Below are 25,327 nucleotides of genomic sequence, written 5' to 3' on the forward strand. Positions count from 1 at the left end.
AAATCATGACAAAAAAACACGTAGATGCTATTGTGGTCGGAGCTGGCTGGGCTGGTGCGATCATGGCGAAAGAACTGACCGAGGCCGGACTATCCGTCATCATGCTGGAACGCGGCTCTGAACGTACGACGCCCGTAGAAGGCGCTTACCCGGAATCCATCGATGAACTGCGGGGGGCAATTCGCAAACGCCTCTTCCAGAACCTTTCCCAGACGACAGTCACGGTCCGCAATACCATTGACCAAACTGCACTGCCCTATCGTCAGTTAGCAGCGTTCCTACCAGGCGAAGGTGTTGGGGGAGCGGGGCTTCACTGGTCAGGCGTCCATTTTCGCGCTTCGCCAGAAGATCTCAGGCTTCGTAGTTCAGTCGTGGAGCGTTACGGCGAGAAGTTCATTCCTGAGGACATGAACCTTCAGGACTACGGCGTGACCTATGCGGAGCTGGAACCTTTTTTCGACAAGGCCGAAAAGGTTTTCGGGACATCTGGTGAAGCCTATCGGGTCAACGGAAAAATTGTCGGAAACGGTAATATCTTCGATGGAGACCGGTCGGATAATTTCCCGCTCCCGGCCATGCAAGACACCTTCACAGCCTCTACCTTTCGGGATGCGGCATCTCAAGTGGGCTATCATCCCTATTCCCTGCCCGCAGCCAATGCATCCCGCCAGTATACGAACCCGTATGGCTGCCAGATGGGGCCTTGCAATTTTTGCGGGTATTGCAGCGGGTACGACTGCTACCTCTACTCAAAAGCATCCCCGAACGTGAACGTTCTGCCTGCTCTCCGGCAGGACCCTCGGTTCACTCTTATTTCCGATGCGCACGTTCTTCGTGTCGACTTGGACAGCACCAAGAGCAAGGCAACCGGTGTCACGTATCTGGAGACGAAAACGCAGAAAGAAGTGTCGCTCTCCGCTGATCTCGTCATTCTGAGTGCGTTTCAGTTTCATAACGTCCATCTGATGCTCCTCTCGGGCATCGGAAAGCCGTATGATCCTGTTCAGAACACAGGTACCGTTGGGCGGAACTTCGTTTACCAGACAATTACTTCGTCGCGCATCTGGCTTCCGCCGTCCAAATATACCAACCAGTTCATTGGTGCAGGTGGCGTTGGTGTCGCATTTGATGACTTCAACAGCATGAATTTTGATCATGGCCCGCTTGGCTTCATCGGAGGGTCTCCGGTGTGGGTCAATCAGGCCGGTACGAAACCCATTGCCGCAGCCATCGGGACAGGCGGCGGGGGCACACCACGATGGGGCTCAGCGTATAAAGGCGCTCTCATCGACAGTTATAAGCACTCTATCGGGGTGGATGCACATGGCAGCAACATGGCCTATCGGGATGTTTATCTAGACCTGGACCCGACGTGGAAAGACGCTTACGGCCTGCCCTTGCTTCGCATGACTTTCACGTGGAAAGATAACGATATCCGCATGAACCAGTACGTTGTCAGCAAGATTGAACCACTGGCAAAAGCCATGGGCGCCACGAAGACCAATCTCGTTCATCTCAACGCTGGCCAACCTTTTGACACGCGTCACTATCAAACCACTCATCTCGGCGGCGGCGCAGTTATGGGAACAGATCCCAAAACAAGCGCGCTCAACCGCTACCTTCAAAGCTGGGATGTTTCGAACGTGTTTGTCATCGGCTCCAATGCTTTTCCTCAAGGGATGGGATATAATCCCACAGGCACAGTCGCGGCCCTGGCATATTGGGCGGCCTACCACATCCGTACAACCTATCTGAAATCTCCTGGTCCATTGGTGAAGGCATGAAATTTTTTCCTTTTCTGGCCTTTACCAGCAGCGTTCTGTTCTTCAGTTACGATGCCTCAGCCAATGATGAAAAATCTGCCCTGATCGAAGAAGGCCGCTATCTTGCCGCCGCCTCTGATTGCGCAGCCTGCCATTCAATCCATGGGAAACCGGAATATTCTGGAGGAGTATCGTTTTCTCTTCCGATCGGTATAGTTCATTCCACGAACATTACCCCCGATATGGAGCACGGGATCGGCAAATATTCAGAGGCCGAATTTGGGAAAGCCCTGCGAGAAGGCATTCGCCGAGATGGTGCAACGCTTTATCCCGCAATGCCCTATCCATCCTATGCCCGCCTGACAGATCATGACGTCCACGCGCTCTACACTTATTTCCACGACGGTGTTGAGGCATCATCCGTAGCAACACCGGACAATGGTATTCGCTGGCCACTTTCCATGCGTTGGCCGCTGACATTCTGGCGCTGGATGTTCTCTCCTGCCCCAGTCAAGGCTCAAGCCAAGACGCTTCAGACATTTACAGATCCACAGATAGCCCGCGGAGCTTACCTGGTGGAAGGTCCAGCCCATTGTGGAGCCTGTCACTCACCACGTGGTCTTGCAATGCAGGAAAAAGCTCTTACAGCGGCCGATAGCGAGGCCTTTCTGTCAGGCGGAGTAGCCGTCGATGGATGGGTCCCCACCTCTCTTCGTCAGGAAAACCGGACTGGCTTAGGTCGATGGAGCGAAGAGGACATCGTCGCGTTTCTCAAAACCGGACGAAACATGCAGGGAGAAAGTTTTGGTGCCATGACGTCTGCCATTGTTCATGGCACGCAACACCTTTCTTCCGCAGACCTTCTTGCCATGGCCAAATATCTGCGCACTCTTCAGCCTTACGACAAGACGCAGAAAAACTGGGTCTATGACCCAGCATCAACCAATGCTCTGCGTAAAGCCGATGTTTCCGCGCGAGGTGCCAAAGTCTATATCGATAATTGTGCAGCCTGTCATAGAACAGACGGCAAAGGATATCCTGCTGTCTTTCCGCCGCTTGCGGGTAACCCTATTGTCATGGGAGAAAATCCGGCGTCACTCGTTCATATCATTCAGAGTGGGGCAACATTACCCAAGACCAAGACAGCCCCTTCTGCCTTTACGATGCCGGATTTCATGCATCGCCTCAGCGATCAACAGATCGCAGATGTCACAACGTTTATCCGTCATGCCTGGGGAAACAACGCCTCTGCTGTCAGCCAAGAGGACGTTGTAAATCTGAAAAAAGACATGCCGCCGCGCAATATGGTGGACGGCGAAATTTCATTGAACTGAGGCTACGTGACGAGGGGATCATCCAATTCATGTCCCCTCATCTGCCTTAAGGCAGGAAACGATACATAACGCATCCGGAATAACCAGAGCCACCCGGTGATTTCGTTCCATCTGCAGATGTAGAGTAGGAGCCACCGCCGCCAGCGCCAAAATGGGTAGCGCTACGGCCTCCCTGGTTTCCACACCGGCCACCGCCACCCCAAGGACCGTTACCGCCGTAGCCTGCGAAAGTGCTGGCATTCGTTTGACCGTCCCCCCCCGAGGTTCCGATCTGATTCCAGACAGTTCCTCCTGACGCTACGCCTCCTTCGCCACCAGCAGAGCCCATCGTACTGTAAAAATAACCGCCCTGACCGCCGCCAGCCTGTAGCAGGGTTTGACCATTATAACTGACAAGAGAGGTACCACCCGTCTGCTCCGGTCCACCACCTGCCCCCACTGTCACGTTCAGCGTGCTACCAGTTGTCAGATTAACGCCATAAATACCCGAAGCATCTCCGCCACTGCCGCCGCCACCGCCAGAAAATGATCCGTTTAGTGTCATTGAATTAGACGATGCGCCGCCGCCGCCGCCGCCTACAACACGCAGTTCCACACGAGACGCCCACACTGGAACAGAAAGCGACGTATTGGTTGTGACAAGCTCCATCGGCTGCATAGCAGCGCGAAGCAACGTCTGTGTTGCCAATTCAGGAATGGTTGGCCAGAAAACCTTCCCTGCCTGAGGCTGCACACCTGCAAGAGACGTGACGCCCTGAGGCACATTCAGAGTATACAGCGCAACGACTGCCCCGCCTTTTGGAGCCGTTGGGGTATCCGTCGAAACGACAAAAGAGAGGCCTGCCCGTCTCCGTGTTGGTAAAGCATTTCCGTCATTATTTACGCCTGCCTGCGTCTGCGCGGGATTTGAGGCATTGAAAAACGGCAGGACGGTCTCGTCGACATCCTGTTCAGCGCAAAGAGCGAAAACAGTATAAGTCGCGCCTGTTCCTGGAACAGGCACCCTCACATCCTCATCAGTTGAATACTGGCATGTTGTAGGCGTTGCATCCGCCTCATAGCCCCCACCAGCGCCGCCCAAAAATGCAGCATCCATGGCACCGGATGTCGTGATGGAGCCTGCCCCGATTGTTACAGACAGATCTGAAAGAGAGGGTTTGCAGATCAAACCCGAAGCAGCTGTCACGTCGCGCCCGTAGAGCATGTCAGACAGGTGACCGAGCGCGGCCTTTCCATACCTTCCTACGCGCAGCAGATCCGTATCCATTGGAATTGATCCTGCGTATACAATTGCCCGATCCATTATTTGCTCACCTTGACCCAGCCTGTCACGCCGCTGGCTGCTGTTTTTTCGATTGCCTGATAAATTACGTGGGCATCAGCCGCATGCCCCAGCGCCGTTTCCACGAAGAACTGTCCGCCCTGTCGGCTACCGTATCGCAACCCTGCGCCCCCATATCCATATCCCCCACCTTCCGCCGGCATCGCGGATGATGCCAATGCATGGCAATCCGCTGCATTCAGGGGTTCAAAAATGGTGGGAGCGACACCTGTAACCGACAATAGAGCGTTGAAAACAGCCTCGCGGGTGTTTTTTTGTGCCACCAGTGATAACACAATGCGGGCGCGATAATCTCTGTCCTGCTCTGATGTGCGGCGCGCTAAACCGTCTGGTCCAAAATAATCAGCAGCCAGCATATCCAGAAAAGGGCCACTCATCGTCATCAGGCGCGTCTGCTGCTGACACTCCTCCAGCAATGTCCATATCCCAGCCAAAACGGCTGAAAATCCTCTCAGAACAGCGACAAGAACTGGGGCAGTTTCGTCCTCCAGATCCTGAGGAACAGCCGGGAACCAGCCAACAGGCAGGAGACTTCTCAATCTTGATGCAAAATCATCGATGGATCCGGGAATAACCCCCGTATCCAAAAGAATTTTTCCATCCGTCGCTCGAAGGACCGCTTTCTGGCTGTCGTACAATCTAGCCATACTTCAACCTCCAGTCTGTTCTGGAGTCATCAGCGGGATACGATAATCCGTTCCATTGACGCTGATATGCAAAAAGCCCCCCCCCACTGTCGCAGGCAGAGTGCCTGCAACATTCGTCACTGGGGAAGAAATTTGCAACTGTCCTCCCTCTTCCGGAAACAAACCAAGGTTTGACGATCCGTTTTCGCCACTTTGCACATACAGACCAGCGGCCTGAGTGCCTGCCCCGGGTTGGACCTGCAAAGTGTTGTTGGGTGCCGCAGCACTTGCGACTGAAAAGAGTGTCTGTCCTTCGATATTGCTGAACAGAATTCCATTATCGACAAAGTCCTGTCGTACGCCCTTCGAACGCTCTGTCACGGTAGAGCGGACAAATGCTCCAACATTCCCTCCCGAAACCCCACTAACGACTTCTGGTGTGTGCCACTCCAGAGCATGATTACGCGCAAGAGACAGGGCGGAGGCATATCCATTATCTGTCCCGTTGGTGCCGCTTAAAGCAGTTGCGCCGAAAACAATACCAACCTGCCAGGCGTTAGGGTTTGAAACAAAAACGACCCCTGCAGCAGCATCGGAAGTACCCGTGGTTTGACCGCCACCAGCACCGAGCTGAATGCCATAAACACCACCACCGACATTGGGGGCATACGGCGTAGACTGACCAATAGCTAACCCACCAAAATTGACCGCTTCAAGTTCCATGACGAACGTCGGTTGATAATTCACACCAGCCAGACGCCACGCCTCTCCATAATAAGCATAGGCTGTGGTCGTCGTGGGTGCAGATGTGTCATCAGCGACGCCCCATGACGCAATGCCGATCGTGCTTGGTTGAAACCCCAAAGTGTCTGGTGCCGTTTTTGCATCGGATGTCCGGGACGCTGCGACAAAGGCACTGTTTCCAAATTGGGCCACCGAGGCGCATTGCGCATCCTGCAACGCCCACGGACCAATCGAGGTGGCGTCCATTGTCTGGGACAACCACTCATTTTTGGATGCTGCCTCCCGATCACTCAGTCCCGGATTAGCTGCAGCATCCCCAATCAGAACGCGATCAGCAAAACGACTGATCCTTGCTCCTTTGTCCTGATAGAATGCCCCACTTGGCTTGGAAACTGCTGGAGCGCCTGCAAGCTGGGAAGCCGTTGCGGTAACGGTTTGATGGCCACTGGAATCTGCCAGCACCAGAACTTCATCGCCCGTCAACGTTTCAAGCCGCGGGTATGTATTGAAAATAGGCATAGCCTTCCTTCTGCCCCGATACCGTTGGCAGGGGGCCTGTCTGGTCAGTTCTGAAGAACGTTGATCTGAATTGTGCCGACTGTCAGAGCCTGCTCGCCATTCGCAGCAATATCGGCTTGTCCACCATTCAGGCGGACATCCAGAACGGAGGTAACCGTCACGCCTGCCCCGACATATGCCAGATACGAAAGGCGGCTATAGGCATAACCTGAACCGACACCCGTGCCTGCGATATCTTCGCTCAGAGCCTTCTCAATCGCACTTGCGGCTTGCTGAACCATCACCGACACCGGCACGACGACTGTCATGGTCACGTCAACCGCGAGCGTCTGGGGCGGTTTGACCGCAAAACCCACACCCAAGGCCCGAACAGCATCCACAGCCTCATAAACCTGGGTCAGAAGCACATCCGAAGGCGAGCCACTTCCGTCATTCACAACAACCGTAAAATACCCGGTCTGCACAGTTCCATCAGCAGCAACGCCATCTCGCAGCGAACTCGATAATCCTGTCTGAACACCAGCAACCGCATTCCCGACGGCTGCTCTAGACGCCGAAGCTTTTGCTGCCAGCCATAGAGGAAAGCGCGCACGAAGCTGCGCGTCTGTTTCCTGATCCGCACCGTTGAGAAAGGCGGCTGGGTTGGTAACGGTATCAATGCCGGAAATAGCTGTGCCCATCAGACAGAGCGCACCAACAGACACATTGCCACTTGACCCCGCAACCTGACATTGCACCGGAACCGATATGCTCTGCATATCCGTCTGCCGAACATACCCACCAGCAACTTCGGACCAGACGGGCAGGTTACTGTCTTTAATCACTGAAAATGAGAGGCCAGAAACAGTGCGAACAATCGCTCCTGGTACAATGACTGCCGATTGCTGGGATGGCGAAAATGACATCATCGTCACCATCCCAGTAGATGCAGTTCCCGGCAAACGCGTCATTCCGAAATCTTCGACAAAACTATCGCAATCCTCAGCGGAGGAAGTTGCCAGACGTGTGCGAAGCAAGGTCTGTAAAACAAGATACTGCAGCCATAACCCTATGCCACCGACGCCTTCCATCAGTGCCCGGACGGGCGACCCAACGGAGACATCCAGAAGCTGCGCACAGGAAGACTGCGCCGTCGCCACGGCGGTAGAAACCGTCGTAGCAAACGAGCGAAGAGAAAGAGACATTACGTCCTCCGGAAGCGCAGAATATAGCTCCACGCTTCTTGTTTAGGCAGAAAAATCCAGTGTTTGCTGTTGTCTTGTGGCAGCATCGACATAGGAAATATGGCACAGACAAAGACCGTCAGCGCCAGCGCTCACAGTCACATCAACGGAATGACCGGGATCAACTCCCGGATCCTTTAAAACTTGCACCCGAATGGCAGCCTGCATGACGGACGGGATAATAACCTCCCCAACCATACTTTGCAGGCCCACCCCATATTCCGGCTGCCAGATATAATCACCAGGATTGGTCAACAAACGCCTTAAGAGCCGCTGACGTGTTTCTTCAGCTCCGGAAATGACGTGTAAGCCGCCTTTACCCAGAAGCAGATCTCCCCCACACAAATGACTGATGGAACTCATCCAACAGGTCTCCCTGTCATCTGGCTGCCCATCAAATGTATGTGCTGCGCCAACGAGTGCTGATCCGTTTGAATATCGCCACCGGAAACCATCAGGCCAGTTGCCGAAAATACAGCCGTTAAGCCGCCTACACTCAGCGAAATACCATTCTCTGCGATATGTAGCCGCGAGTTTCCTGCCCCTAAAATGACCCCGTCACCACCAATCTGACACCAGCCTGCCTGAGAATTTACGTCACCAGTTTGGCTGGTCATTTCTTTTGGCGGAGCACCACATCCTGCCCTGATCAACATGGTTCCAGGTTGAATAGCCTGACCATCCAGGGGAGAAACGGGCGCGGTCACGACCGTATCAAACACAGCCCCAATAGCAATCAGATGCTCACCATCACCTTCAAGTGGTAACAGAGCAACGTGGGTCCCTGGTTCCGATGGACAGGATACACGCAGATTTCCGGCCTGCACGCCCGCCACATCCGGTATCCACCCCGTTTCCACATTATCGGGCTGAATACGAACCTTGATGGCATGGTTCACAGGGTCAACTGCTGACACAATTCCAAGAACAGCATGCGCACTTCTGTTTGCAAAAGCAGCAGCTACCATTCGCGTATCACTCATGCCCCACTTCCCCGGTTACGCAAAACCACATGCTGAATAAACCCATCATTCACGGAAAAACGGGAGACAACCTGATCCACACCCAGCGTCTGCTCCGTTGGTCCCAATGAAATCTTTATAAATTGCCGTGGGCGCAGCCCAATAATACCCGGCATTGAAATCCGGGCAGACATTGCGTGGGCAGAAATACGTTCATACTTCCCACGGGCCAGCCGTCGCAGATCTTCCAGACGACGGCCCGGCACACGAAAGCTATGAAGTGCCATCACCCCCGGTGGTGCATCCTGAAAGAATGTTTTGCCATCATAATAGACATGCGTGCTGCTCCGCTGTCGAGAATCCCACGACGCCATATGCACCACAATGCCCGATAGCAATTGAAGATCTCGTGCAATATCTGTCTCAAATACGGCATTTCGAACATCAATAATTTCAGCCGTTTCAGCATTCACCCTAAACGGCTGACAGACGAGCGTTCTTCCATCAGCATAAAGGTCGCATAATGCGTCCCTCGCAACCGTAAAGGCCAGATCTGCGGCCGTCTGAAAGCGATGCTGGGATAGTAGAGCCCCTCTTTTATGCTCTATTTGCCAAAACTGACCCATCATATGATCAGAGCCATCGTCAGGAAGAGAAATCCGGGTCTCAAGTGCCGCGCTTTCGGCAATATCCTGCAACAGATCAGAGCCCGTATGGTTCAGCCAGGAATCCTGCACCCGAAGGTCTATAAGGGCCGCAAGAGCGTCCCGACACTCCATTTCGACCAGAGAATGCTCGTCAATACTCCGAACATGATCAACACGCCCTTGGAACAAGACAGTCCAGGGTCCTGAAGAAATTTTAAGGTCCCTGATTTCAACAGAAATCCATGGGCTTGAAAGTTCACCTTGTTCGAACCAGAACAATACCTGTCTGACCGACTGTCTTTTTTTTGCGAACGTCAAAACTGCCGTATCGCAAGACTCATATCTGTTGGAGTCCAGTTCAAAACTTTTGAGCGCAAGATCCGGATTTTCTATCCCATCCCATAAAATTCGAACTTCAATCTGCCGTGCCGTCATCCTCCGGCCTCATCAGGAAGCCCGGATGAAAAAGTGAGGTCTTCCACCGGAATTTTCAGAGGCTGAACTGTTTCAATTCTGCTTAAATCTGGATCTGAAAGCCCATTACTCTGAGCAATTCTCCACCACTGGCAAGCATCACCCAGTTCACGCGCCGCAACATGAAACAGCGAAATATCAGCAGCCGTTACAACAATATCTTTCATAATTCCTCACGCCTGTACCACCGGCAACTGCGTAGAAGCGCCTTGAGAGTCACTGATATAAGCCAGAGAACGATTCACCAGACCGCCAGTATCCGATGCCGCACTGTGCAAACCCGCGTTCCCAGCAACCACTCCCAGAGAAGACGTGTCCGCGATCGCTATACTTTCCAGATTTCTTCCCGTGCTATCCATGATGGACATCAATCCACTCCCTGCGGCCGTAAGCTGCTGGGATATGGCCGCCACGCTGGACCGAGTGGCCGCAAGATTCACACCACTCTGGCTCAGAACATTTGTCGTACCCAGTGCATCAACGACTCTGGCCGCGCTTCCACCCGTTCCCACTAAAGTGGCCAATGGCATAAGCTGCCCAACGATGGAATTAACTTGCCCAGTCCCAGTAAAAATACCTTCCGAAATCTGCGAAACCATATCTGAAATAATGTTTATCCCACTCCCGGTATCATTTCCGAGAATGCCTGAGAGTGACGTTTGATCTGTCGCTGAACCCCTGGCTTCTGCAGGCCTTTCCAATGTAAGTTCGTATGAACAGACGGCCCCCTTCGCTTCATATGAATAAACAAAGCGAGCAATCCAAACATCACTTGCTATGCCTGCCGCGGAGAATGCTACAGGCTGGCCTGCAATGCGCATCCGCTCCACAGCCTGTGCCCGAGCCTGTGCATTCGGCCCTAAAAATCGTCCCCGTAATTCCAGTCGGCCAGGATCGTTTCCAAGCGTATCAACAACACGCCCACCTCCCGGCAGCCTGTGCACGACCATCATCTGATGGCCGCCAACCTCAAGTCGATCAGGAACTTCAATGCCGCTCAGAACAAGTGAACCAAGCGTAACTGGAGCAGATGCGCCTAAACGCCCAATGGAACCAATGGCGTTTTCAATTGCAGAGAGCGTTACACCCATTGCAGCCCTCCTCTAAAATCATCCAATTCCAATGCTGCGTCCAGGATATTGGGGAAATTGAATTTCATCGACGCCTCCCATTGCGCGGCGCGCGGCAAGACGCGCCATTTTTCCAGAATCGCAGGCTTCTCTGCGCTTTCCCTTATCGAACGGCGGCATTTCTAGCCTGGAAAAATGAGACGGCTGGGTTGGGTCATTTTCTTCAAATTCAGGCTGCCGTACCCGACCCATTTTCTCGAACGATATTGGCCGGAATTGGGGTGGGACTGCTGAACAATTTTCCAGCCCTGGCATGCTTATCTTTACGGCTGGAGCAGACCTGGTATCAATTGCTCGGTGCCGTATTTCAGGACGAAATATACGTCCAGAAACTGACATATCTCGAGGAAAAACATGAAGTGTAGAGTTACTATGCGATACGCGCATGTTTTCGGAAAAAGAACCTGCCGCCACCGAATTTTCGCGCGCTTTTCTAAGCTTAACGGAAGGTTTTTTGACGCCAACTGCCTGCATATTTTTACGGTTTTTCTGCAAGACAGACCCGCCAGACTTCTGCGATTTAGTCTGCAAAAAATGTATGAAATTTTCTCGCCGTGCCCGTATTTCAAAAAACTGGTTTTGATTTCGTCCAAATCTGAAAGCACTTTCCGATTTATTCTCGAAATGCGTTCCGGGACTGCCTTCCGGAAAGATATGGCTCTTAACTGACGCCCGTCGTGGCATCGAATAAGGCTCCGAATTTTGTTTAAAAGCGATACTTCTTTTTTGGTAGTTCTTCACAAACCTGATCGCGGGAATAACAGACTTTCCTGCCCCTCCGGAAGACTGACGCAAGACATTCCGAGACAACAACCTTCCAGATGAAAGAATATCTCTCCACAATTTATTCGTATGCATGCCTATTCCCGGTACTGTCTCTGGTCCCAGTCAAAGACATGACCTTCCCGCTCTGCCGTCACAACACACGCAGCCATCCGCCTTGCACGAGACCACGACTTCAATAAATCCCAGGGCACCCCATGATCCAGCAGATACAACATCTCCTGAAACGCAGAGTGCCCACTTAGTTTTTTGCTATAGAGACCACCATGTTTTCATCATTTTCCTGATGAAAGCAGGGATAAAGCGCTGCAATACCAATCTTCCCGATACGTCGCGCCAGATCACGAATTTCTTCTTTAGTGCCTGGCATCTGCACCGGAACACTGTCGATAGCCGTGACTGAACAGATCATTTCCGCATATCCCAGCCATGCAGCAGCCGAAGCACCAGTCACAGCAGAGCCTGCTGCCTCGATCAGATCCAGCATATCTGCAGGATCGATTTCTTTTAGAGAAAGACAACGGCCATCAGCAAGATGGACTTCTTTCGGAAGCATACTCATGAAATCTTTGCCCTCGTCGACGCAAAGAACTGCACCGTCTGATGAACCATTTGATCCGACTGCCAGGCATCATTTTTCAGTTTGATGGATACATTTGTGTATTCCCACGTACTTGTCGTGCCATCCGGTTCTGTCACGTACTGGTAAATTGTACCGCTCCCAACCGTTCCAGCATTCCAGTAAGCCGCTTCAATAGCAGCGACCAGATTGTCCAGCGCCGCGCTCGCACGCGCGATCTGAAATGAACCACGCCAGCCATTCGGAACATTGAACTCGACCGGCATTCCATTAAGCGGACTCGCTCGCAGAGCATGCGTCTCCTGTGATGCCCCGAAAGACGTGACATCACGCAGATCAACCCGCTGGCCGTTCCAGAGAACTGTAATCCGGCAGTCACGACCAATACTGTAAGGATTTGCCATGCTCAGACGCTCCCGCCCGCAGTCGTCACCGTCACGGAGGTGCCGCCCTGCAAATTCACCACAAATTTTTCATTGATGCCCTGGTACCGCACAGCCACGTCAGCCTGCACATATCCCAACGCAGTCCGCGACTGAGGATTATTCGAACTGTCACACACCACGCGGTAGGGCAGTTCAGCATTCTGAACGCCTAGAATGCCCTGAGACAACAGAGATGACAGGAAGCCCAGCAGGGTCGAACGAATGTCGGAAAAGAGCGTATCATTCACCACCTTTCCGACATACGCTCCCATGCCACCAGCAAGGGATGACGCAATATAATTGGTCAGACGGGTATAATTGTCTCCATTTACCGTCGCTTTACTTGACGTATTGTGCCCACACCGTAGTGCCCAGTAAGTCCCGCCCGGCGCCGGATTGCAGATAACATCGATCCCGGCCGTAAATAGTGTGGACAATTCGGCCATGGAATAGGTTGCACTGCTCCCCCCTAATCCCGCCTTTTGGCTTCCGACAATACCCGAAAGTGCTTTGTTCAGGCTCGACTGTTCAGGTGAAAGTGCAGAAAGAATGCCTGCAGCAAATGCCTGAGGGCTGACAAGCATCATGCCATTGACGTCATCGTTCCACCAGATCCAGTCACCAAACATCAACTTTACGGCTGAAGAGTCCAGACCACTGGCAGCTTTGACGGACACTGCATTGCTTACACTGTCATATGCGGGGCTTGCCGCCACCATATAGACCCCTTCACCGAGGCCAAACGCCGCCTGCGAAGAATAGGACGCGCTATCTGTTACACCATGAAGGGTGGCAACGGCACATCCCTGACCCCTCAGAGCATACATACCCGTCCGAACAATATCGTCTTTCCCAAGAAAAGCTGCCGTATCGGGCGCCCCACCATCCAGTCCGCCAGACAACGTAACGCTTCCAGAAACTGGATCAGGAACTGCATCTGGCAAATGGATCGTCACCAGAGCTGACAGATCCTGCGCGACAGCGGCTTCCAGGATGTTCCATGTCGCACCTGAATAACTTGCCGCTCCAAGAACCGGATGCGAAACTGCCAGCCCATAACCCGCCCCCGTTGCGGTCAGGGTCACAACGATAGCATTACCAGCAGTTCCGGTATGAACAGCACTGAGTATAACGCCCCCCAAAGAGGCCGTTGCGTTTGCATCCGTTCCATCTGTTACACGCACGACAACAAACGATGACGCCCCTTGCAGAGCCGCAATATTCACAGCCAGCCCTGCATCCGTCGCTTTGTTCTGCTTACTCCCAAACGCAGAGAGATAATCACTCATGCCACCCACTGGCACCGGAAGCCCTACCGGGCCCCATCCTGCCGTTCCAACGATACCCAGTTTCGATGACGAGGCACCCGTCAGTCCCAGCGACTGTGGCTGCGCAATCTGTACATAAAGGTTAGGAACCGTAAGCGCAGTCGTATTCAGCGTACCCGCCTGATAAACCAGAGACATCCGGCGATATTTCCTTCCAGAGAAAAGTATATTATTCCGAATAAGGAACAAATTACTTTTTTTATTGAATTGATTTTATTTTAATTGGGCTGACAGACGACAGTACCAAACTGGTTGACCATCATCCCTGGATATGAATTCTGAGCTGCCTGAGAAGTTTGTACAGCCTGCATGGCCTCAAGAGCATGCAGAACCACACCATTATCAAAAGCAGGCTCGATTACGCCGAAACTGCTAGTTTGATCACCAGCAGAAACAGCACCGGCCCCAAACATCATGTCAGACGACCACTGAACCTGAAGGGTGTCAAAAACCAGATCGTACAAATAATCCCGTCGATACAATGCCTGATTTTGCATCGTATCAACGTCCTCAACACTTACGAACCTAAGCTGCGCCTGCCGACCATCCAACGTGGAAATCCAGCTCTTCTCAGCCAGTTCCGTATCCAGAAACTGTCCAAGCGTATCACGAACACCAGAATCAGCCGTCCAGAGCGAAACCCTATATCGCTGATTCTGTCGGCGGTTCACCCTTACGGACTGGCCATACCCAACAACGCTTCCGACTAAGTTATGCCCCGGAACCTGAACAGAATTTCCGTCTGCAAGACCTTTTGGGAGTTGTCCGGCTAAAGCCAAAGCCACAGTTTCAGGAGTGTCCTGCTCAGTCACGGCATAGGCGGCTGAAATCTGAGTTTTCCCCGCCTCGTACCAAACACCGACAACACCTGAAGGCGCCCCATCAGACGGAAAAGCAATGCAAACAGCTTGCGCACTCTGCTTCACCGACACCGTGGGCAGAACACGCGCCTGAACCTGCCAGGGGCGCCCCAAAGGCTCAGGCACAACAATACCTTTCTGAGGTGCCAGTGTGACCGTCAGGAAATCCGTATTATTCCGAATATTTTGAGCTGCAAATATATCACTCGGCAAAAGCCACCCGCGACGAACGATCGTCTGCCGCCCCGTTACAGACGGCTTTTCGAGGCCTTCTGGATATAAAATTCCCGCACACACATAAGCCAGAGCCAATCCGACCTGAGAAGCATCCGCCATTTTTCTCTCCTCAGACCTGTTGCAGAGACATGGTGCAACGCAAACCCCAGTCCGACATCTCGGCAGCGTTAATCGTGTACGTCGTATCCAGGTCCGTCGTGACCGTCATATAGGGTTGCAACACGGTGCCGGGCAGCCGCGGCAAATACATGACGAATTGCCCGGGCTTGGCTGAACCCGGAATGCCACTCCCAGACCCCTCTCCTTTGGAGCGCAAAATAATCGCAGCAGGACATTCCTCAACGACGTTCCCTTGCGTCCCAGAAACGCCACTGATCTCTACAGTCCGATTACATGCCACACATAGCGGAGGTCGAAGGTCATCCACGGCCGCAACAAAAAACGTATTTCCCCCGCAAGTCAGAATATCTCCGACCACAGTATCTTCACGGCAATCCGTAAGCACATATTCCATAACCCCACCCCAATTGGGGGATCTTGAGAATGTAAAGTCAGCACTCGAATCAAAAGCGAGCATCGGGTGTGCATAAATATTTTGCATGGGAGACAACGGATTATCCGGCCGGTATTGCTCTCCGGAGTGACCTAAAATCCCTGCTGCTTTTGCATACCCTCGACAAAGTCTGGACGCGATCTGTTCCGCCCGCATCATGCCCCCTTCAGATGATGACCAATCGACCATCCTGCAATTCCAAACCGCCTGTCACCCCAAGAAACGCGCATAAACGCCGACGCCATAACGTCAGAAGCATCACGCGATCACGCACTTCATGACCGTTGTGGTACCAACTCGCAGCCTGTGCCGTGTCCAGATTTTCAGACGCCCCCAAAAGAGCCGTTTCCAACGGGTAAAGCTGTGAAAGGTACAAGCGCACCTGCTGCAGTTCTGCGCCGGACAAGCTGTTAATCCGCCATTCCAACGCTCCCTCAACCTGAAAGAAGCGCCAGGATTCCTGCCCTGTCTCCCGCGATCCAACTGCCGGATACCCGCAAAATCGCCGAACATCGACCTTTTCCCCGTCCGTCAATGGGCCCGAGGAAAGGCTTGCAGTCCCAGACATATAATCCTCCTCCACCAGAAGAACCCCCATGGAATCATGGAGGTTCGAAATCAGCTTAGAAGGTCATGCCAAGTGCATCCGTGCCCAGGCTCTCAATGATAACACCACGCTTGAGATAGCTATTCGTCGCCGTGGGAATAACGTTTGTATCTGCCGTCACATCCGTCGGCAGCGCAAAACCCCCAATCCAGTACCAGGACTGAGCGATAATCTGACGCAGTCGATCCAGTGGCTCACGCGTCACCATTGCAACCCCATCCACCATCTCAATCAGTGCGCGATCAGCGTCTGGGATGTCCGAATGGCCGGTCAGCGCACAGTCACCCTCGATCAGAGCCCCCTGACCCAACAGCAGAGCACGATGAATAGGACCAGCACCAAGAGAAAGCTGCTGAGGGGCCTCTGTCGTCGGAATAAACCGAACACCCAGCAGCTCAATCACCTGTCCGGAACGATACTCTTCCGAACCGTATGCCCCCCGATAAAGATGCTTGAAATCATCGTCACGGAACAGCGATAGAAGCTGAATATCATCCAGATAACAATGATATGCCCCATTGATCATAGGAACGTTGTTACGGCGAAGCGTCGCAACACCAGCCAGAACCTGCTGAATACCCAGCGTATCCGCGAGACCGTTTGCACTCGCCGTCTGTAGAGCTGCCGTCGTCAGACGGCCATTCGGACGGATCACCTTCGGTGCCGTTGCCGCAACTACCGGCTGCCCAACGGCACCATCCGCGACAGATACGCTGCCGGAAAACGTCATCTGCCCGGAAATTCCGCCGGGCGCCGTAGAAACATTGGTCGCGTCAGCTACCACGCGAACAAGCGTGTACACATCCGAACCAACAGTCACAGTCATGCCATTGCTGGATCCAATCAGCGTAACCTGACCATTAACAATGACGGACTGAAATCCCCGAATGTCATCAACCTGAATGGTGTCGCCTTCAGCATCAAGCGCAACACTAACGCGCGTATTTCCACCCAGATAACCACCTACTCCATTCTGAGCTCCACCAAACAGCGTATTGCGTGCAAGCCGGTCCAGAGACTGCATGGCCTGCACACCATTCGTGTTGGCATTTGCAAGAAACTGCGATGCAATCCCCACACCACTCGTCACCATATTCAGATCAATCGTGTCGCCATACTGATTGATCGAAAGAGTGTATTGCTCAACAGACCAGCCAGAAGGGCTCATTCCGTTATCGAAGTTGGTATTGCCCGTTGGATTCAGCGGTGTCGTAACAGGAGCCTTCAGACTCTTACGCGTCTTGGTAAGAGTTTCACCAATAGCGTTAGGGAAAATCTCGCGGTCAGCAACCTGTCGAAATCCCAGTCGAGATTTGAGACCGTTTTCAAACTCCCGTGCCAGAAAACCCTGCTGAATCGCGGCCTGAAGCTGAACTGGAAAATTTTCGATGCTCATGAATGTCATTCCGTAAATATTTATGAAAAATTCCGGCATATTTGGCCGGTCAAATATTTAATTCACTGTCGCGCTATCAGGCCCGGGCCAGAAACTGCCACTTGCGCGCTTCGTAATCAGCTTCAGTAGCTGCGCGCGCATCAAAAGGTTCAATGCCGCCAGGCTTCGGTGCCGGGTACCCAACTGTTGTTCCACTCGAATATCCGGGCCGCACAATTTCTCCGAACAGATATGCACGCTCCTGCCGTGCCTGTTCCAAAGCCTCAATCACTCCCACAACCGCGCCATCCTCAGTGCGGGTAACACCGCCCATATCAATCAGACGAACAACATCTTCAGGATTATACGCGCCCAAACGAACAGCCTCTGACCGCAGAGCCGCAACCATGATTTCACGATCACTTTCCTGCTTCACACGAGACACAATTTCCTCATGCGACCTCTGCAGATCTTCCTGCCGGGCAACAGCATCCGCCATTTCCCGACGAACGGATTTGACCTCATCCTGCGCTTGAGCAAGCGCCTGACGCAGAGCCTCCACACCCTCAATAGTTTCTTCAGACACGGATATTTTCCCTCCGTTCAACGTCACGCCTCATCCGGCGCAACCCACTGTTCAAGCACACGCCATTCTGCCCCGGGGTCAGAATTTCCAGATGCCGTCGCATACATTCTAACAGCCGTCTCTCGGCTTAGAATCCCGTTGGAAACAGCCGTTACCAGCCCCTGCGATAGCGACAAAAGCTCCGGATCCGTTGCCGGAAACCAGGCTGGCCATCTTAGCGCCATACGGCAGTAAGGGAGGTCTTTCACCAAAGCCCCACCCAACCGCAGCCCGTTTTCCAGCACACAGGAAAAGCGGCAGGCCATTCGGTAAACAGCCAAAAGCCCATTCTCGCCATAAGAATGCCGCAGCCGATCCACCAGCCAGATCAGAGGCTGGCACATCATTTCCATGGCCTTGCCAGACTGCACGCCTGAAATCCGATCGCCATGCGCCCGGTTTCCATGCAGTTGCTCCAAAGCAATTTGCCGCAGTTCCCGATAGTGCTCGAGCACGGCCCCTGCGGCATTGCCGTTAATTTCCAGAAGCTTGGCATCCCCTTCAGGAGGCAACGTCAGAGCCGATGACGCTCCGCCTTGGTGAGCCACACCATCCGAAAAACCTCCAGTTTTCAAAACCAGCGTCGGATCAGAGCCATATTTCAGACCCCGCCCAGCCTGAGACAGAAGGTAGTCCGCCTCAATGACCGTATCGATCGCCCGTTCAAAAGTGCACTCCCCTTCCGGGTCGCGCCCATGTAAACCACCCAGATTGCGGATCCAGATAATCGGTACAAAACCCAGCCCATGGCGCACGGACCGGCTTTCATCCCGAACCCCACCGTCCATCCCGACGAGCCAAGGTACGGAAACTGCGCAATCCATTGGTGTCCAAATCCGCTGCCACCAGAATTGCGCACCCAATAGATCCTCGCCAATTGGATAACCCTGCGCAGCGAGATCCCGCCCTCGAACAAGAAACCGCTCCTCAACACGCAAAAGCTCGCCACTGGCATCATCCCAGATCGGCGTCAGATAAGCCGTATCGAGAACCGAAAGCTTCGGCACGCCGGCCGAGACCTCAAAAAGAATCACTACCGAGCCAATAGAACCGGACGTTGCAGCTTCCATCATCAGCGACGCCAAACGCGTCTGTGCTACAAAAACACTCATGGCCTCCGCAACGCGCACATCATCCGTAATCAGGCTAGGCCAGTGCGTATCACCAAAAAGTAACGACACGGATTCATCGACAACCGTTCGGCACAGATTGCTCCGGACAGATGGTCGTCTATTCGAAAGCGGAATGTATTCCCCCGCCCCTGACCGTTCCAGCGAGAACGGATGAGGCAAGGCATCATATTGCGTACCGTCCAGAACGCGCCTTAACGCCAGCAGGCGTGCTGTGCGCGCAGACGCACCCGCCGGCACGGCATACCGCCGTTGCAGGGACAACCAGTCCATGAATTCTCCAATGCTAAAGCCCGCCTGCAGCCCAAAGGCTTGGTCAGCGCGCCAACGAAAATCCCGACGGACTCCAGCCCGCCATACTGCTGCTGCCAGACAGCATCAGTTCACTCAGTCCCCAAACCATCGCATCCGCCCGATCCGGAGACCGGGGACCGCGATACCCACTGACTGAGAAATGACAGAGTTGGTCCTCAAGTGCTTCAAAACGCCCATGATGAACCACCTTGCCAATCTCATAGAGCGCCGCCACAGGCTCAGCCCGCGCAGCCTTGCCTCTGGCAGCCGTCACCAACCGAACCGGCGCAGTCGCGCGCACACTTCGAATGGTATTTTCTACCAGAGCACCGCCAAAATTCCTCTCGGCGACAATCCGCTCAGCCCGCCAGTCATCCAACGCATGCAACGCCCGTGCCGCCCACCCTGCCGGACTGTCTCTGGCAGAGAGATCTTCCAGAACATGTCCGACACCATCAGCATCCACGCCACAGACAACAATTCCGATTTCATCAGATCGATAATCTTCCGGACCAGATGCTCCCGAAGGATCAACCGACACCAGAATACGCCGCATGCGTGACGCAATATCCGTCCGCGTCTGAGCCGCAACCGCCGCTTCACGCCGAAACGATTCAATCCGCCAAAGAGCCCCTTCAACCGCGACCTGATACTCACCATGAAGAAATCGCCGCCGCTCCCGCTCCGGCAATGCTTCCAACGCCGCAAGATAATCATCTCCCAGATTATCCCGATTGGAATGCGGATTCAGAATCATCGTGCCGTACAAGGAACGATCCGAGATTGGTTGTCCCGACTTTGGCTCTATTCCCAATTCAAACAGCGCGTACAGCCAATGCCCCACACTAGGCGGATTGGCATCAATGTATTCGCGGTTCACCAGGTCACATTTCTGAGCCAGACGCGTCAGCAACATATTCCGTGCGCCATAACTGATCTGACTGGCTTCGTTCAGATAGACCGTCGCGAATTCGAGACCCAGAATTTTCTCAGTGCGCTGTTCATCGTCCAAGCCTCCGAACAGAATTGTAGATCCATTGGGAAACGTCACGACACAGTCCTGCCGATCCAGCTTCCACCGGACCTGCGGAAAACAGAACCGCATAACCTTCGGGAATGTGTCCCGCAAAACAGATGCCTTAAGGGCCGTTAATCTATGACGAAAAATACCGTGCCTACTGTTCGAAACCTTCAACGCCCTGATAACAACAGCTCGAATCAGCACAAACGTTTTGCCAGAGCGTGAGCCGCCCCTCAGTAAAATATGCCGGGCAGACCCTCCCAACAAACGAACAGCCTCACTCTGTGCATCATTCAGTCTAAAGGGCTCTGTCGTCATGGCTAATGCAAATGGAAATAGCGCCAGCCTGGTCGTCAATATGTCCAGCTTTGAAACGAGAGGGTCGATGTGCCTTCAGAAGAAAGGCCATCAAACCATCACTATATTTTTTCCTGACGAGCGGACTTCCCGTTTCCGGATCACAAACAACCCTTCCGCCATACGTAATGGGCTCGTCATATCCTTCAACAGCGCGACGCCGAGCCTCAGCCTCCAAGGCGTCTGCGGCTTCCTCCAAAGCATCATCCCAAAGAGATGCAAACTGGGGATCCGTTTCTTTCCAGTGATACAGAGTGCTTCTCTGAACATTTGCAAAGCGGCCAGCCGCAGAAATATTTCCGTTGGCGGCAAGATGCTTCAGAAACTGCTCCTTGCGCTGACGAGATCGCCCGTAGCTTGTCCGTTGCTTCGCACTATGTGCCTCGCTCATCTGTCCATTCCCTTTTTGACCCTGAGCGTCAATCGAGCCGCAGCCCTGCTTCACGTCGGCTTTTCATTGACCATTCACCCAGCCAAGCCTCGTGTTTTTTCCCAACATGCCTGGGCTTTCTTTTTGGCAAATGTGTTTTGGGAACTTCCTGTAATCGCAACCGCTGCTCTCGCCGTGCCAAGACTTCCAACCGACTTCTGGTCGCCTCGCCTACGCACCCAATAGCCCTTAAAGAGAGCGTCTTGCGTCGGCAGGGAATGGCACGACAACGCACATCAAGCCGTGTGAGTCCCGCCTCCACCAATTCATGCCATTCAAGAGAGCAATCTGCCCGATGAATCGCTTCCTCAGCATTCACAACCGGACATGCAATGACATCCAAACCATCGGTAAGAATAACAATCATGACTTGTCGACCGGAAAGAACAACTGATCCCGGAGAAATCTTAAATCGTTCCAACACCAGAAAATCTTCCAAATAAAAAAGGCCAAACCCAATAAGAGTTTGACCTTTTGAAATAAAATATCTTCAATGTATCTTTCTTATGCAATAATTGCGTTCGATGTTCAACAATTTTTCTGAAAAATTTTAATATTATTATTAGTTTTTATTTTTCATGCTTTCATACGCATGCGAGAGCTGCTCAAGCAATAGCGCACATTGCGCCGAAACTTTCATACGCGCCCGCCCTTCAGAAAGACCTGGATAAAGATGGCGCGCCATCGCAGAAAAAGACATCTCTCGGGCCAGCATCATTTCAAGACGCACATGTCCGCACAATCCCAGCCTCTCACGAATTTCCGCAATCCGAACCGAACACTTGCCGCGTCCAATCATCCACGTATGCACATCGCCTTTCTCACGAAAACGACCATCTGACGGCTTTTCTTCAACAATACCAATGGTTGCGAAAAGATACTCCCGATACCAGCGATCTGCAGCCGAAACCTCATCGTCGCCAATATCACCCGCCTCATACATGGAGTGCACTGTGTTAACGACGCGATGAACCCCATTTCGCTCCACGATCTCATGATGCTGGAGCCGTTCCGGAGTAGGCTTCATATGCCCAGCAGCAACCACCGGCGAAACTTCCTGAATTAACGCTTGCATCAATGAATACTTTCCCAAATCGCGGAAGCTCCCATTGGGGGCAAGGCAGGAAACTGCGGAACACGATCAGCACCCCACAAAGCGTTCCAACTCACAGGATGCCCTGGCGGTAAAGCTTCAGCGCTTTCACGATCTACAACCTGCCGCTTTGCAGTGCCGCCAGATACTTTTGCAATCTTTTTGGCCTTGCGGATCGAACGATGACGCGCCTCTTTGTAAGCAGGTTTCCAGCTATCAGCCGCCAACATGGCTGCAATGGCATTGGCAGATACCCGGCGAGGAGTCTGGATTTCACTCATCTGCCTCATTCTTACTTCCTTCACGATGCAAACTTGATTTGTGGCAAAATGCCATAGGTAATAAGAAAAAAAACTTCTTCTGGATTTGGCATAAAGCCATTGCTAAAAAGGCCACATGGCCAAACACAAGCGCTCGGACTCCCTGACTATCCTCCAGCGAGCTATCGGAACACGTATCGCCTGGGCCAGGGAACTCGTTATTCCCAACCAGAGCGAGTGTGCCAGACTGCTGGGAGTAGATGCCTCCACCCTCAACAAGATTGAGCGTGGCGATCGCGCACCCAGCGTCTTCCTCATCGCCGCTCTCTCGAACCGGCTCCGCGTTTCGACAGATTTTCTTCTGAAAGGCGTCCTGAACGGTCGTACCGACGAAGAACTGGCCCTGCGGCTGGCTGCCCTGCACCCAGAGTTGGTGCTCCAGCGGCAAGACATGGCTCTCGACATGGACAAAAACACGACTTCCGGCATACCTGATCAGCCCATGAGACCAGACGAGGATCTGCACTGATAGTATCTTCGCTGACTTCCATGCGCATTCGAACGCTCCCCCATTCGTCGTAGTGCAGCAAACCTGCCTCGGCGATGGAATGAACAAATCAGAAACGTTTCCAGCTATCAGCGAAACACTACGCATTCAACCGGGCCCCTTCCTTCCTCAGCAGCCATCCCCACGACAACCGCCGATTAACGATAAATTAATGGCAATATGCCACTGGGTCAAGAAGCAAATATGGCTCATTGCCATTGCTCGGTTTGATAGGAGCTCATTCCATGGTCGACATTGTTTCCAATGTCCCCCTGGATGAGTTCCCTCTGGAGCGATGAAAACTGCTGATTTCCGTAACTTACTCTCTTGGCAGAGGTAAAAATTTTTCCAATTTTTCTTGGTGTTAAAAAACAAAACACAACAAAATATTTCTTGTTTTTCATCCGTTTCGTGAATCCGGGAAATCGGTTTTCCTCTAAAATGGACTGTCGCTTAAGATCGAATCTGACTACCCAAAAGCCATAAAAAAAGCGGTCCGAAGACCGCTTTCAATTCTTATTCGTGGATCGTATCCAGATCTCCAAACCGGGTATACTCTCCCTCAAAGTACAACTGGACCATCCCCGTCGGACCATGTCGCTGCTTCTCGAGAATCAGTTCTGCCTTGTTATGCACAAGCGCCATTTTCCGCTGCCATTCCTCAGTTGCCGCCTGAAACTTCTCATTACTGTCGTAAGCACTATCTTTCGGCATCCGCTGCTGCAGATAATACTCATCGCGATAAACAAACATCACAGCATCGGCGTCCTGCTCAATAGAGCCAGACTCACGAAGATCCGATAGCATCGGTCGTTTGTCTTCACGGGATTCGACCTGACGTGACAACTGAGACAATGCGATAACCGGCACTGAAAGCTCTTTCGCAATTGCTTTCAGACCCTGTGTAATCATCGAAATTTCCAACACGCGACTATCCGGCTTGGTCCCGATCGCCGGACGCATCAATTGCAGGTAATCCACAACTACCAGACTTAATCCCTGCGTTCGCGCCAACCGGCGACACCGCGTTCTCATCGCAGAAAGGGAGATAGCCGGCGTATCGTCAATGTAGAGTGGCAATTTCTGCAACTCACGGGACACACGGACAAAACGATCGAACTCTTTCTGCCCAATGTCACCACGACGAATTTTTTCACCCGAGACTTCTGCTTCGCCCGACAGAATACGTGTCGCCAGCTGCTCGGATGACATTTCAAGAGAGAAGATAGCGACCGAGCCGTGAGGCTTTTCTCCACGTTCTTCAGCGTCTCTCATGATCGAACGCGCCGCCGAGAACGCAATTTTTGTTGCCAGCGCCGTCTTTCCCATGGCCGGACGCCCAGCGAGAATCAAAAGATCAGACGGATGCAACCCACCCGTCCTTTTATCCAGATCTCGCAGTCCGGACGTCAGGCCAACAACATCGCCCGTCCGCAAAAACGCCTTCTCAGCAACATCAATAGCCCCTGTAAGAGCCTTGCCAAACGAGACAAACCCACCCTCCTGACCACGTTCAGTCGCAAGTTTGAACAACGCCTCTTCAGAAGCCGCAATCTGATCACTACCATCCAGATCAGGCCGCGCACCAAAAGCATTGTTTACAACTGTCTCTCCGATATCGATGAGCTGACGGCGAACCCATGCATCGTGAACAACACGACCATAATCCCCGGCATTGACGATCCCCACCATGGCGGTCAGAAGTTTGGCGAGATACGCAGGTCCGCCGGCAGCATCCAGCACACCCGTGTGCTCGAATTCGGCCTTCATCGTAACGGGATCAGCGAGCTGACCACGCTCAATGCGACGGGCCACAGCCTCATAAATCCGACCATTCACCGAGTCGGCAAAATGCTCGGGCTCCAGAAAATCCGAGACCCGCTCATAGGCCTTGTTATTGGTCAGGATAGCTCCGAGAAGCGCCTGCTCTGCCGCGATATTCGCTGGCGGAGAACGACGCAGGAGCGCGCCTAGCCCCCCATCATCAGAGGACGCGTCAGACGCAACTGGAGAGGGAAAGGATTCGATCATAGTCACGACAGTCTTTTACCATCAGCG

The 25,327-nt window shown here is 53.0% G+C and carries 29 protein-coding genes; 3 read left to right on the top strand and 26 right to left on the bottom strand.

The genetic code is table 11. The features are described from left to right. Positions 1–5 precede the first annotated feature (5 nt). Entirely contained in the window at positions 6–1,784 is a 1,779-nt protein-coding gene (locus tag KP708_RS10690) for a GMC family oxidoreductase (RefSeq protein ID WP_215751082.1), read from the top strand. Then, on the top strand, positions 1,781–3,097 hold the full coding sequence (locus KP708_RS10695; protein WP_215751083.1) for a cytochrome c: 1,317 nt from the start codon (positions 1,781–1,783) through the stop codon (positions 3,095–3,097). The genes KP708_RS10690 and KP708_RS10695 overlap by 4 nt, the downstream gene beginning before the upstream one ends. 46 nt (positions 3,098–3,143) lie before the next feature. Here KP708_RS10695 and KP708_RS10700 read toward each other — a convergent pair whose 3' ends face one another. The 25 genes from KP708_RS10700 to KP708_RS10815 all read right to left on the bottom strand — a co-directional run bounded on the left by KP708_RS10700 (position 3,144) and on the right by KP708_RS10815 (position 22,752). Then, entirely contained in the window at positions 3,144–4,364 is a 1,221-nt protein-coding gene (locus KP708_RS10700) for a hypothetical protein (protein ID WP_252347535.1), read from the bottom strand. 35 nt (positions 4,365–4,399) lie between these two features. Further along, a complete protein-coding gene (locus tag KP708_RS10705; RefSeq protein WP_202208058.1) occupies positions 4,400–5,086 on the bottom strand; it encodes a hypothetical protein in 687 nt (228 codons plus the stop codon). Positions 5,087–5,089: 3 nt separating this feature from the next. Next, positions 5,090–6,328 carry a hypothetical protein gene (locus KP708_RS10710; RefSeq protein WP_215751085.1) on the bottom strand — a complete coding sequence of 413 codons (1,239 nt, stop codon included), beginning with the start codon at positions 6,326–6,328 and terminating at the stop codon, positions 5,090–5,092. Positions 6,329–6,372: 44 nt separating this feature from the next. Continuing rightward, positions 6,373–7,512 (bottom strand): baseplate J/gp47 family protein, encoded by a 1,140-nt coding sequence (locus KP708_RS10715; RefSeq protein WP_215751086.1) that lies wholly within the window; start codon positions 7,510–7,512, stop codon positions 6,373–6,375. Between the two features lie 42 nt (positions 7,513–7,554). Further along, positions 7,555–7,881: a phage tail protein gene (locus tag KP708_RS15805; RefSeq protein ID WP_371822782.1), complete on the bottom strand. Its 327-nt coding sequence runs from the start codon at positions 7,879–7,881 to the stop codon at positions 7,555–7,557. After that, positions 7,868–7,918: a VanZ family protein gene (locus KP708_RS16040; protein WP_371822783.1), complete on the bottom strand. Its 51-nt coding sequence runs from the start codon at positions 7,916–7,918 to the stop codon at positions 7,868–7,870. The genes KP708_RS15805 and KP708_RS16040 overlap by 14 nt, the downstream gene beginning before the upstream one ends. Continuing rightward, a complete protein-coding gene (locus tag KP708_RS10725) occupies positions 7,911–8,534 on the bottom strand; it encodes a phage baseplate assembly protein V (RefSeq protein WP_215751087.1) in 624 nt (207 codons plus the stop codon). The genes KP708_RS16040 and KP708_RS10725 overlap by 8 nt, the downstream gene beginning before the upstream one ends. Continuing rightward, positions 8,531–9,349: a hypothetical protein gene (locus KP708_RS10730; RefSeq protein WP_252347536.1), complete on the bottom strand. Its 819-nt coding sequence runs from the start codon at positions 9,347–9,349 to the stop codon at positions 8,531–8,533. The genes KP708_RS10725 and KP708_RS10730 overlap by 4 nt, the downstream gene beginning before the upstream one ends. 242 nt (positions 9,350–9,591) lie before the next feature. Beyond that, a complete protein-coding gene (locus KP708_RS10735) occupies positions 9,592–9,801 on the bottom strand; it encodes a hypothetical protein (RefSeq protein ID WP_215751089.1) in 210 nt (69 codons plus the stop codon). A 6-nt stretch (positions 9,802–9,807) separates the two neighbouring features. After that, positions 9,808–10,725 carry a hypothetical protein gene (locus KP708_RS10740; RefSeq protein ID WP_215751090.1) on the bottom strand — a complete coding sequence of 306 codons (918 nt, stop codon included), beginning with the start codon at positions 10,723–10,725 and terminating at the stop codon, positions 9,808–9,810. Positions 10,726–10,743: 18 nt separating this feature from the next. Further along, complete coding sequence (locus tag KP708_RS10745) at positions 10,744–11,622, bottom strand: hypothetical protein (RefSeq protein ID WP_215751091.1); 879 nt, start codon at positions 11,620–11,622, stop codon at positions 10,744–10,746. A 166-nt stretch (positions 11,623–11,788) separates the two neighbouring features. After that, positions 11,789–12,109 (bottom strand): hypothetical protein, encoded by a 321-nt coding sequence (locus tag KP708_RS10750; protein ID WP_215751092.1) that lies wholly within the window; start codon positions 12,107–12,109, stop codon positions 11,789–11,791. Continuing rightward, on the bottom strand, positions 12,106–12,531 hold the full coding sequence (locus tag KP708_RS10755) for a hypothetical protein (RefSeq protein ID WP_046900291.1): 426 nt from the start codon (positions 12,529–12,531) through the stop codon (positions 12,106–12,108). Before KP708_RS10755 ends, KP708_RS10750 begins: the two co-directional genes overlap by 4 nt. Positions 12,532–12,533: 2 nt before the next feature. Next, on the bottom strand, positions 12,534–14,018 hold the full coding sequence (locus KP708_RS10760) for a phage tail protein (RefSeq protein ID WP_215751093.1): 1,485 nt from the start codon (positions 14,016–14,018) through the stop codon (positions 12,534–12,536). An 80-nt stretch (positions 14,019–14,098) separates the two neighbouring features. Then, positions 14,099–15,076 carry a hypothetical protein gene (locus KP708_RS10765; RefSeq protein ID WP_215751094.1) on the bottom strand — a complete coding sequence of 326 codons (978 nt, stop codon included), beginning with the start codon at positions 15,074–15,076 and terminating at the stop codon, positions 14,099–14,101. A gap of 10 nt (positions 15,077–15,086) precedes the next feature. Continuing rightward, the gene (locus KP708_RS10770) at positions 15,087–15,491 is read right to left on the bottom strand and encodes a hypothetical protein (RefSeq protein ID WP_237390023.1); all 405 of its coding nucleotides are present in this window, start codon (positions 15,489–15,491) and stop codon (positions 15,087–15,089) included. A gap of 205 nt (positions 15,492–15,696) precedes the next feature. Beyond that, positions 15,697–16,098: a hypothetical protein gene (locus KP708_RS10775; protein ID WP_215751095.1), complete on the bottom strand. Its 402-nt coding sequence runs from the start codon at positions 16,096–16,098 to the stop codon at positions 15,697–15,699. A gap of 55 nt (positions 16,099–16,153) precedes the next feature. Further along, positions 16,154–17,533 (bottom strand): DUF4043 domain-containing protein, encoded by a 1,380-nt coding sequence (locus KP708_RS10780; protein WP_215751096.1) that lies wholly within the window; start codon positions 17,531–17,533, stop codon positions 16,154–16,156. Between the two features lie 76 nt (positions 17,534–17,609). Continuing rightward, positions 17,610–18,098 carry a phage scaffolding protein gene (locus KP708_RS10785; protein ID WP_233125942.1) on the bottom strand — a complete coding sequence of 163 codons (489 nt, stop codon included), beginning with the start codon at positions 18,096–18,098 and terminating at the stop codon, positions 17,610–17,612. A 23-nt stretch (positions 18,099–18,121) separates the two neighbouring features. Then, positions 18,122–19,540 carry a phage portal protein gene (locus KP708_RS10790; RefSeq protein WP_215751097.1) on the bottom strand — a complete coding sequence of 473 codons (1,419 nt, stop codon included), beginning with the start codon at positions 19,538–19,540 and terminating at the stop codon, positions 18,122–18,124. 43 nt (positions 19,541–19,583) lie between these two features. Then, positions 19,584–20,900: a phage terminase large subunit gene (locus tag KP708_RS10795; RefSeq protein WP_215751098.1), complete on the bottom strand. Its 1,317-nt coding sequence runs from the start codon at positions 20,898–20,900 to the stop codon at positions 19,584–19,586. Beyond that, a complete protein-coding gene (locus KP708_RS10800; RefSeq protein ID WP_215751099.1) occupies positions 20,881–21,330 on the bottom strand; it encodes a hypothetical protein in 450 nt (149 codons plus the stop codon). Before KP708_RS10800 ends, KP708_RS10795 begins: the two co-directional genes overlap by 20 nt. A gap of 28 nt (positions 21,331–21,358) precedes the next feature. Then, positions 21,359–21,736 (bottom strand): hypothetical protein, encoded by a 378-nt coding sequence (locus KP708_RS10805; protein ID WP_215751100.1) that lies wholly within the window; start codon positions 21,734–21,736, stop codon positions 21,359–21,361. Between the two features lie 195 nt (positions 21,737–21,931). Beyond that, on the bottom strand, positions 21,932–22,444 hold the full coding sequence (locus tag KP708_RS10810) for a hypothetical protein (protein ID WP_215751117.1): 513 nt from the start codon (positions 22,442–22,444) through the stop codon (positions 21,932–21,934). Beyond that, positions 22,444–22,752, bottom strand: coding sequence for a transcriptional regulator (locus KP708_RS10815; RefSeq protein WP_202208041.1), 309 nt, complete (start codon positions 22,750–22,752; stop codon positions 22,444–22,446). The genes KP708_RS10810 and KP708_RS10815 overlap by 1 nt, the downstream gene beginning before the upstream one ends. 106 nt (positions 22,753–22,858) lie before the next feature. Between KP708_RS10815 and KP708_RS10820 the strand changes: the two genes are divergently transcribed. After that, a complete protein-coding gene (locus KP708_RS10820; RefSeq protein WP_202208040.1) occupies positions 22,859–23,251 on the top strand; it encodes a helix-turn-helix domain-containing protein in 393 nt (130 codons plus the stop codon). Between the two features lie 534 nt (positions 23,252–23,785). Here the strand turns inward: KP708_RS10820 and KP708_RS10825 are convergent. Next, on the bottom strand, positions 23,786–25,300 hold the full coding sequence (locus KP708_RS10825; protein WP_215751101.1) for a replicative DNA helicase: 1,515 nt from the start codon (positions 25,298–25,300) through the stop codon (positions 23,786–23,788). Positions 25,301–25,327 lie beyond the last annotated feature (27 nt).

It is taken from the genome of Gluconobacter sp. P5H9_a (assembly GCF_018812085.1).
Classification (GTDB): Bacteria; Pseudomonadota; Alphaproteobacteria; order Acetobacterales; family Acetobacteraceae; genus Gluconobacter.

What these genes read in the sequence shown, in the direction of transcription:
- KP708_RS10690 (WP_215751082.1), top strand. Translation starts at nt 6, where the DNA reads ATGACAAAAAAACACGTAGATGCTATTGTGGTCGGAGCTGGCTGGGCT.
- KP708_RS10695 (WP_215751083.1), top strand. Translation starts at nt 1,781, where the DNA reads ATGAAATTTTTTCCTTTTCTGGCCTTTACCAGCAGCGTTCTGTTCTTC.
- KP708_RS10700 (WP_252347535.1), bottom strand. Translation starts at nt 4,364, where the DNA reads ATGGATACGGATCTGCTGCGCGTAGGAAGGTATGGAAAGGCCGCGCTC.
- KP708_RS10705 (WP_202208058.1), bottom strand. Translation starts at nt 5,086, where the DNA reads ATGGCTAGATTGTACGACAGCCAGAAAGCGGTCCTTCGAGCGACGGAT.
- KP708_RS10710 (WP_215751085.1), bottom strand. Translation starts at nt 6,328, where the DNA reads ATGCCTATTTTCAATACATACCCGCGGCTTGAAACGTTGACGGGCGAT.
- KP708_RS10715 (WP_215751086.1), bottom strand. Translation starts at nt 7,512, where the DNA reads ATGTCTCTTTCTCTTCGCTCGTTTGCTACGACGGTTTCTACCGCCGTG.
- KP708_RS10725 (WP_215751087.1), bottom strand. Translation starts at nt 8,534, where the DNA reads ATGAGTGATACGCGAATGGTAGCTGCTGCTTTTGCAAACAGAAGTGCG.
- KP708_RS10735 (WP_215751089.1), bottom strand. Translation starts at nt 9,801, where the DNA reads ATGAAAGATATTGTTGTAACGGCTGCTGATATTTCGCTGTTTCATGTT.
- KP708_RS10740 (WP_215751090.1), bottom strand. Translation starts at nt 10,725, where the DNA reads ATGGGTGTAACGCTCTCTGCAATTGAAAACGCCATTGGTTCCATTGGG.
- KP708_RS10745 (WP_215751091.1), bottom strand. Translation starts at nt 11,622, where the DNA reads ATGCATACGAATAAATTGTGGAGAGATATTCTTTCATCTGGAAGGTTG.
- KP708_RS10750 (WP_215751092.1), bottom strand. Translation starts at nt 12,109, where the DNA reads ATGAGTATGCTTCCGAAAGAAGTCCATCTTGCTGATGGCCGTTGTCTT.
- KP708_RS10755 (WP_046900291.1), bottom strand. Translation starts at nt 12,531, where the DNA reads ATGGCAAATCCTTACAGTATTGGTCGTGACTGCCGGATTACAGTTCTC.
- KP708_RS10760 (WP_215751093.1), bottom strand. Translation starts at nt 14,018, where the DNA reads ATGTCTCTGGTTTATCAGGCGGGTACGCTGAATACGACTGCGCTTACG.
- KP708_RS10765 (WP_215751094.1), bottom strand. Translation starts at nt 15,076, where the DNA reads ATGGCGGATGCTTCTCAGGTCGGATTGGCTCTGGCTTATGTGTGTGCG.
- KP708_RS10770 (WP_237390023.1), bottom strand. Translation starts at nt 15,491, where the DNA reads ATGGAATATGTGCTTACGGATTGCCGTGAAGATACTGTGGTCGGAGAT.
- KP708_RS10775 (WP_215751095.1), bottom strand. Translation starts at nt 16,098, where the DNA reads ATGTCTGGGACTGCAAGCCTTTCCTCGGGCCCATTGACGGACGGGGAA.
- KP708_RS10780 (WP_215751096.1), bottom strand. Translation starts at nt 17,533, where the DNA reads ATGAGCATCGAAAATTTTCCAGTTCAGCTTCAGGCCGCGATTCAGCAG.
- KP708_RS10790 (WP_215751097.1), bottom strand. Translation starts at nt 19,540, where the DNA reads ATGGACTGGTTGTCCCTGCAACGGCGGTATGCCGTGCCGGCGGGTGCG.
- KP708_RS10795 (WP_215751098.1), bottom strand. Translation starts at nt 20,900, where the DNA reads ATGACGACAGAGCCCTTTAGACTGAATGATGCACAGAGTGAGGCTGTT.
- KP708_RS10800 (WP_215751099.1), bottom strand. Translation starts at nt 21,330, where the DNA reads ATGAGCGAGGCACATAGTGCGAAGCAACGGACAAGCTACGGGCGATCT.
- KP708_RS10805 (WP_215751100.1), bottom strand. Translation starts at nt 21,736, where the DNA reads ATGATTGTTATTCTTACCGATGGTTTGGATGTCATTGCATGTCCGGTT.
- KP708_RS10810 (WP_215751117.1), bottom strand. Translation starts at nt 22,444, where the DNA reads ATGCAAGCGTTAATTCAGGAAGTTTCGCCGGTGGTTGCTGCTGGGCAT.
- KP708_RS10815 (WP_202208041.1), bottom strand. Translation starts at nt 22,752, where the DNA reads ATGAGGCAGATGAGTGAAATCCAGACTCCTCGCCGGGTATCTGCCAAT.
- KP708_RS10820 (WP_202208040.1), top strand. Translation starts at nt 22,859, where the DNA reads ATGGCCAAACACAAGCGCTCGGACTCCCTGACTATCCTCCAGCGAGCT.
- KP708_RS10825 (WP_215751101.1), bottom strand. Translation starts at nt 25,300, where the DNA reads ATGATCGAATCCTTTCCCTCTCCAGTTGCGTCTGACGCGTCCTCTGAT.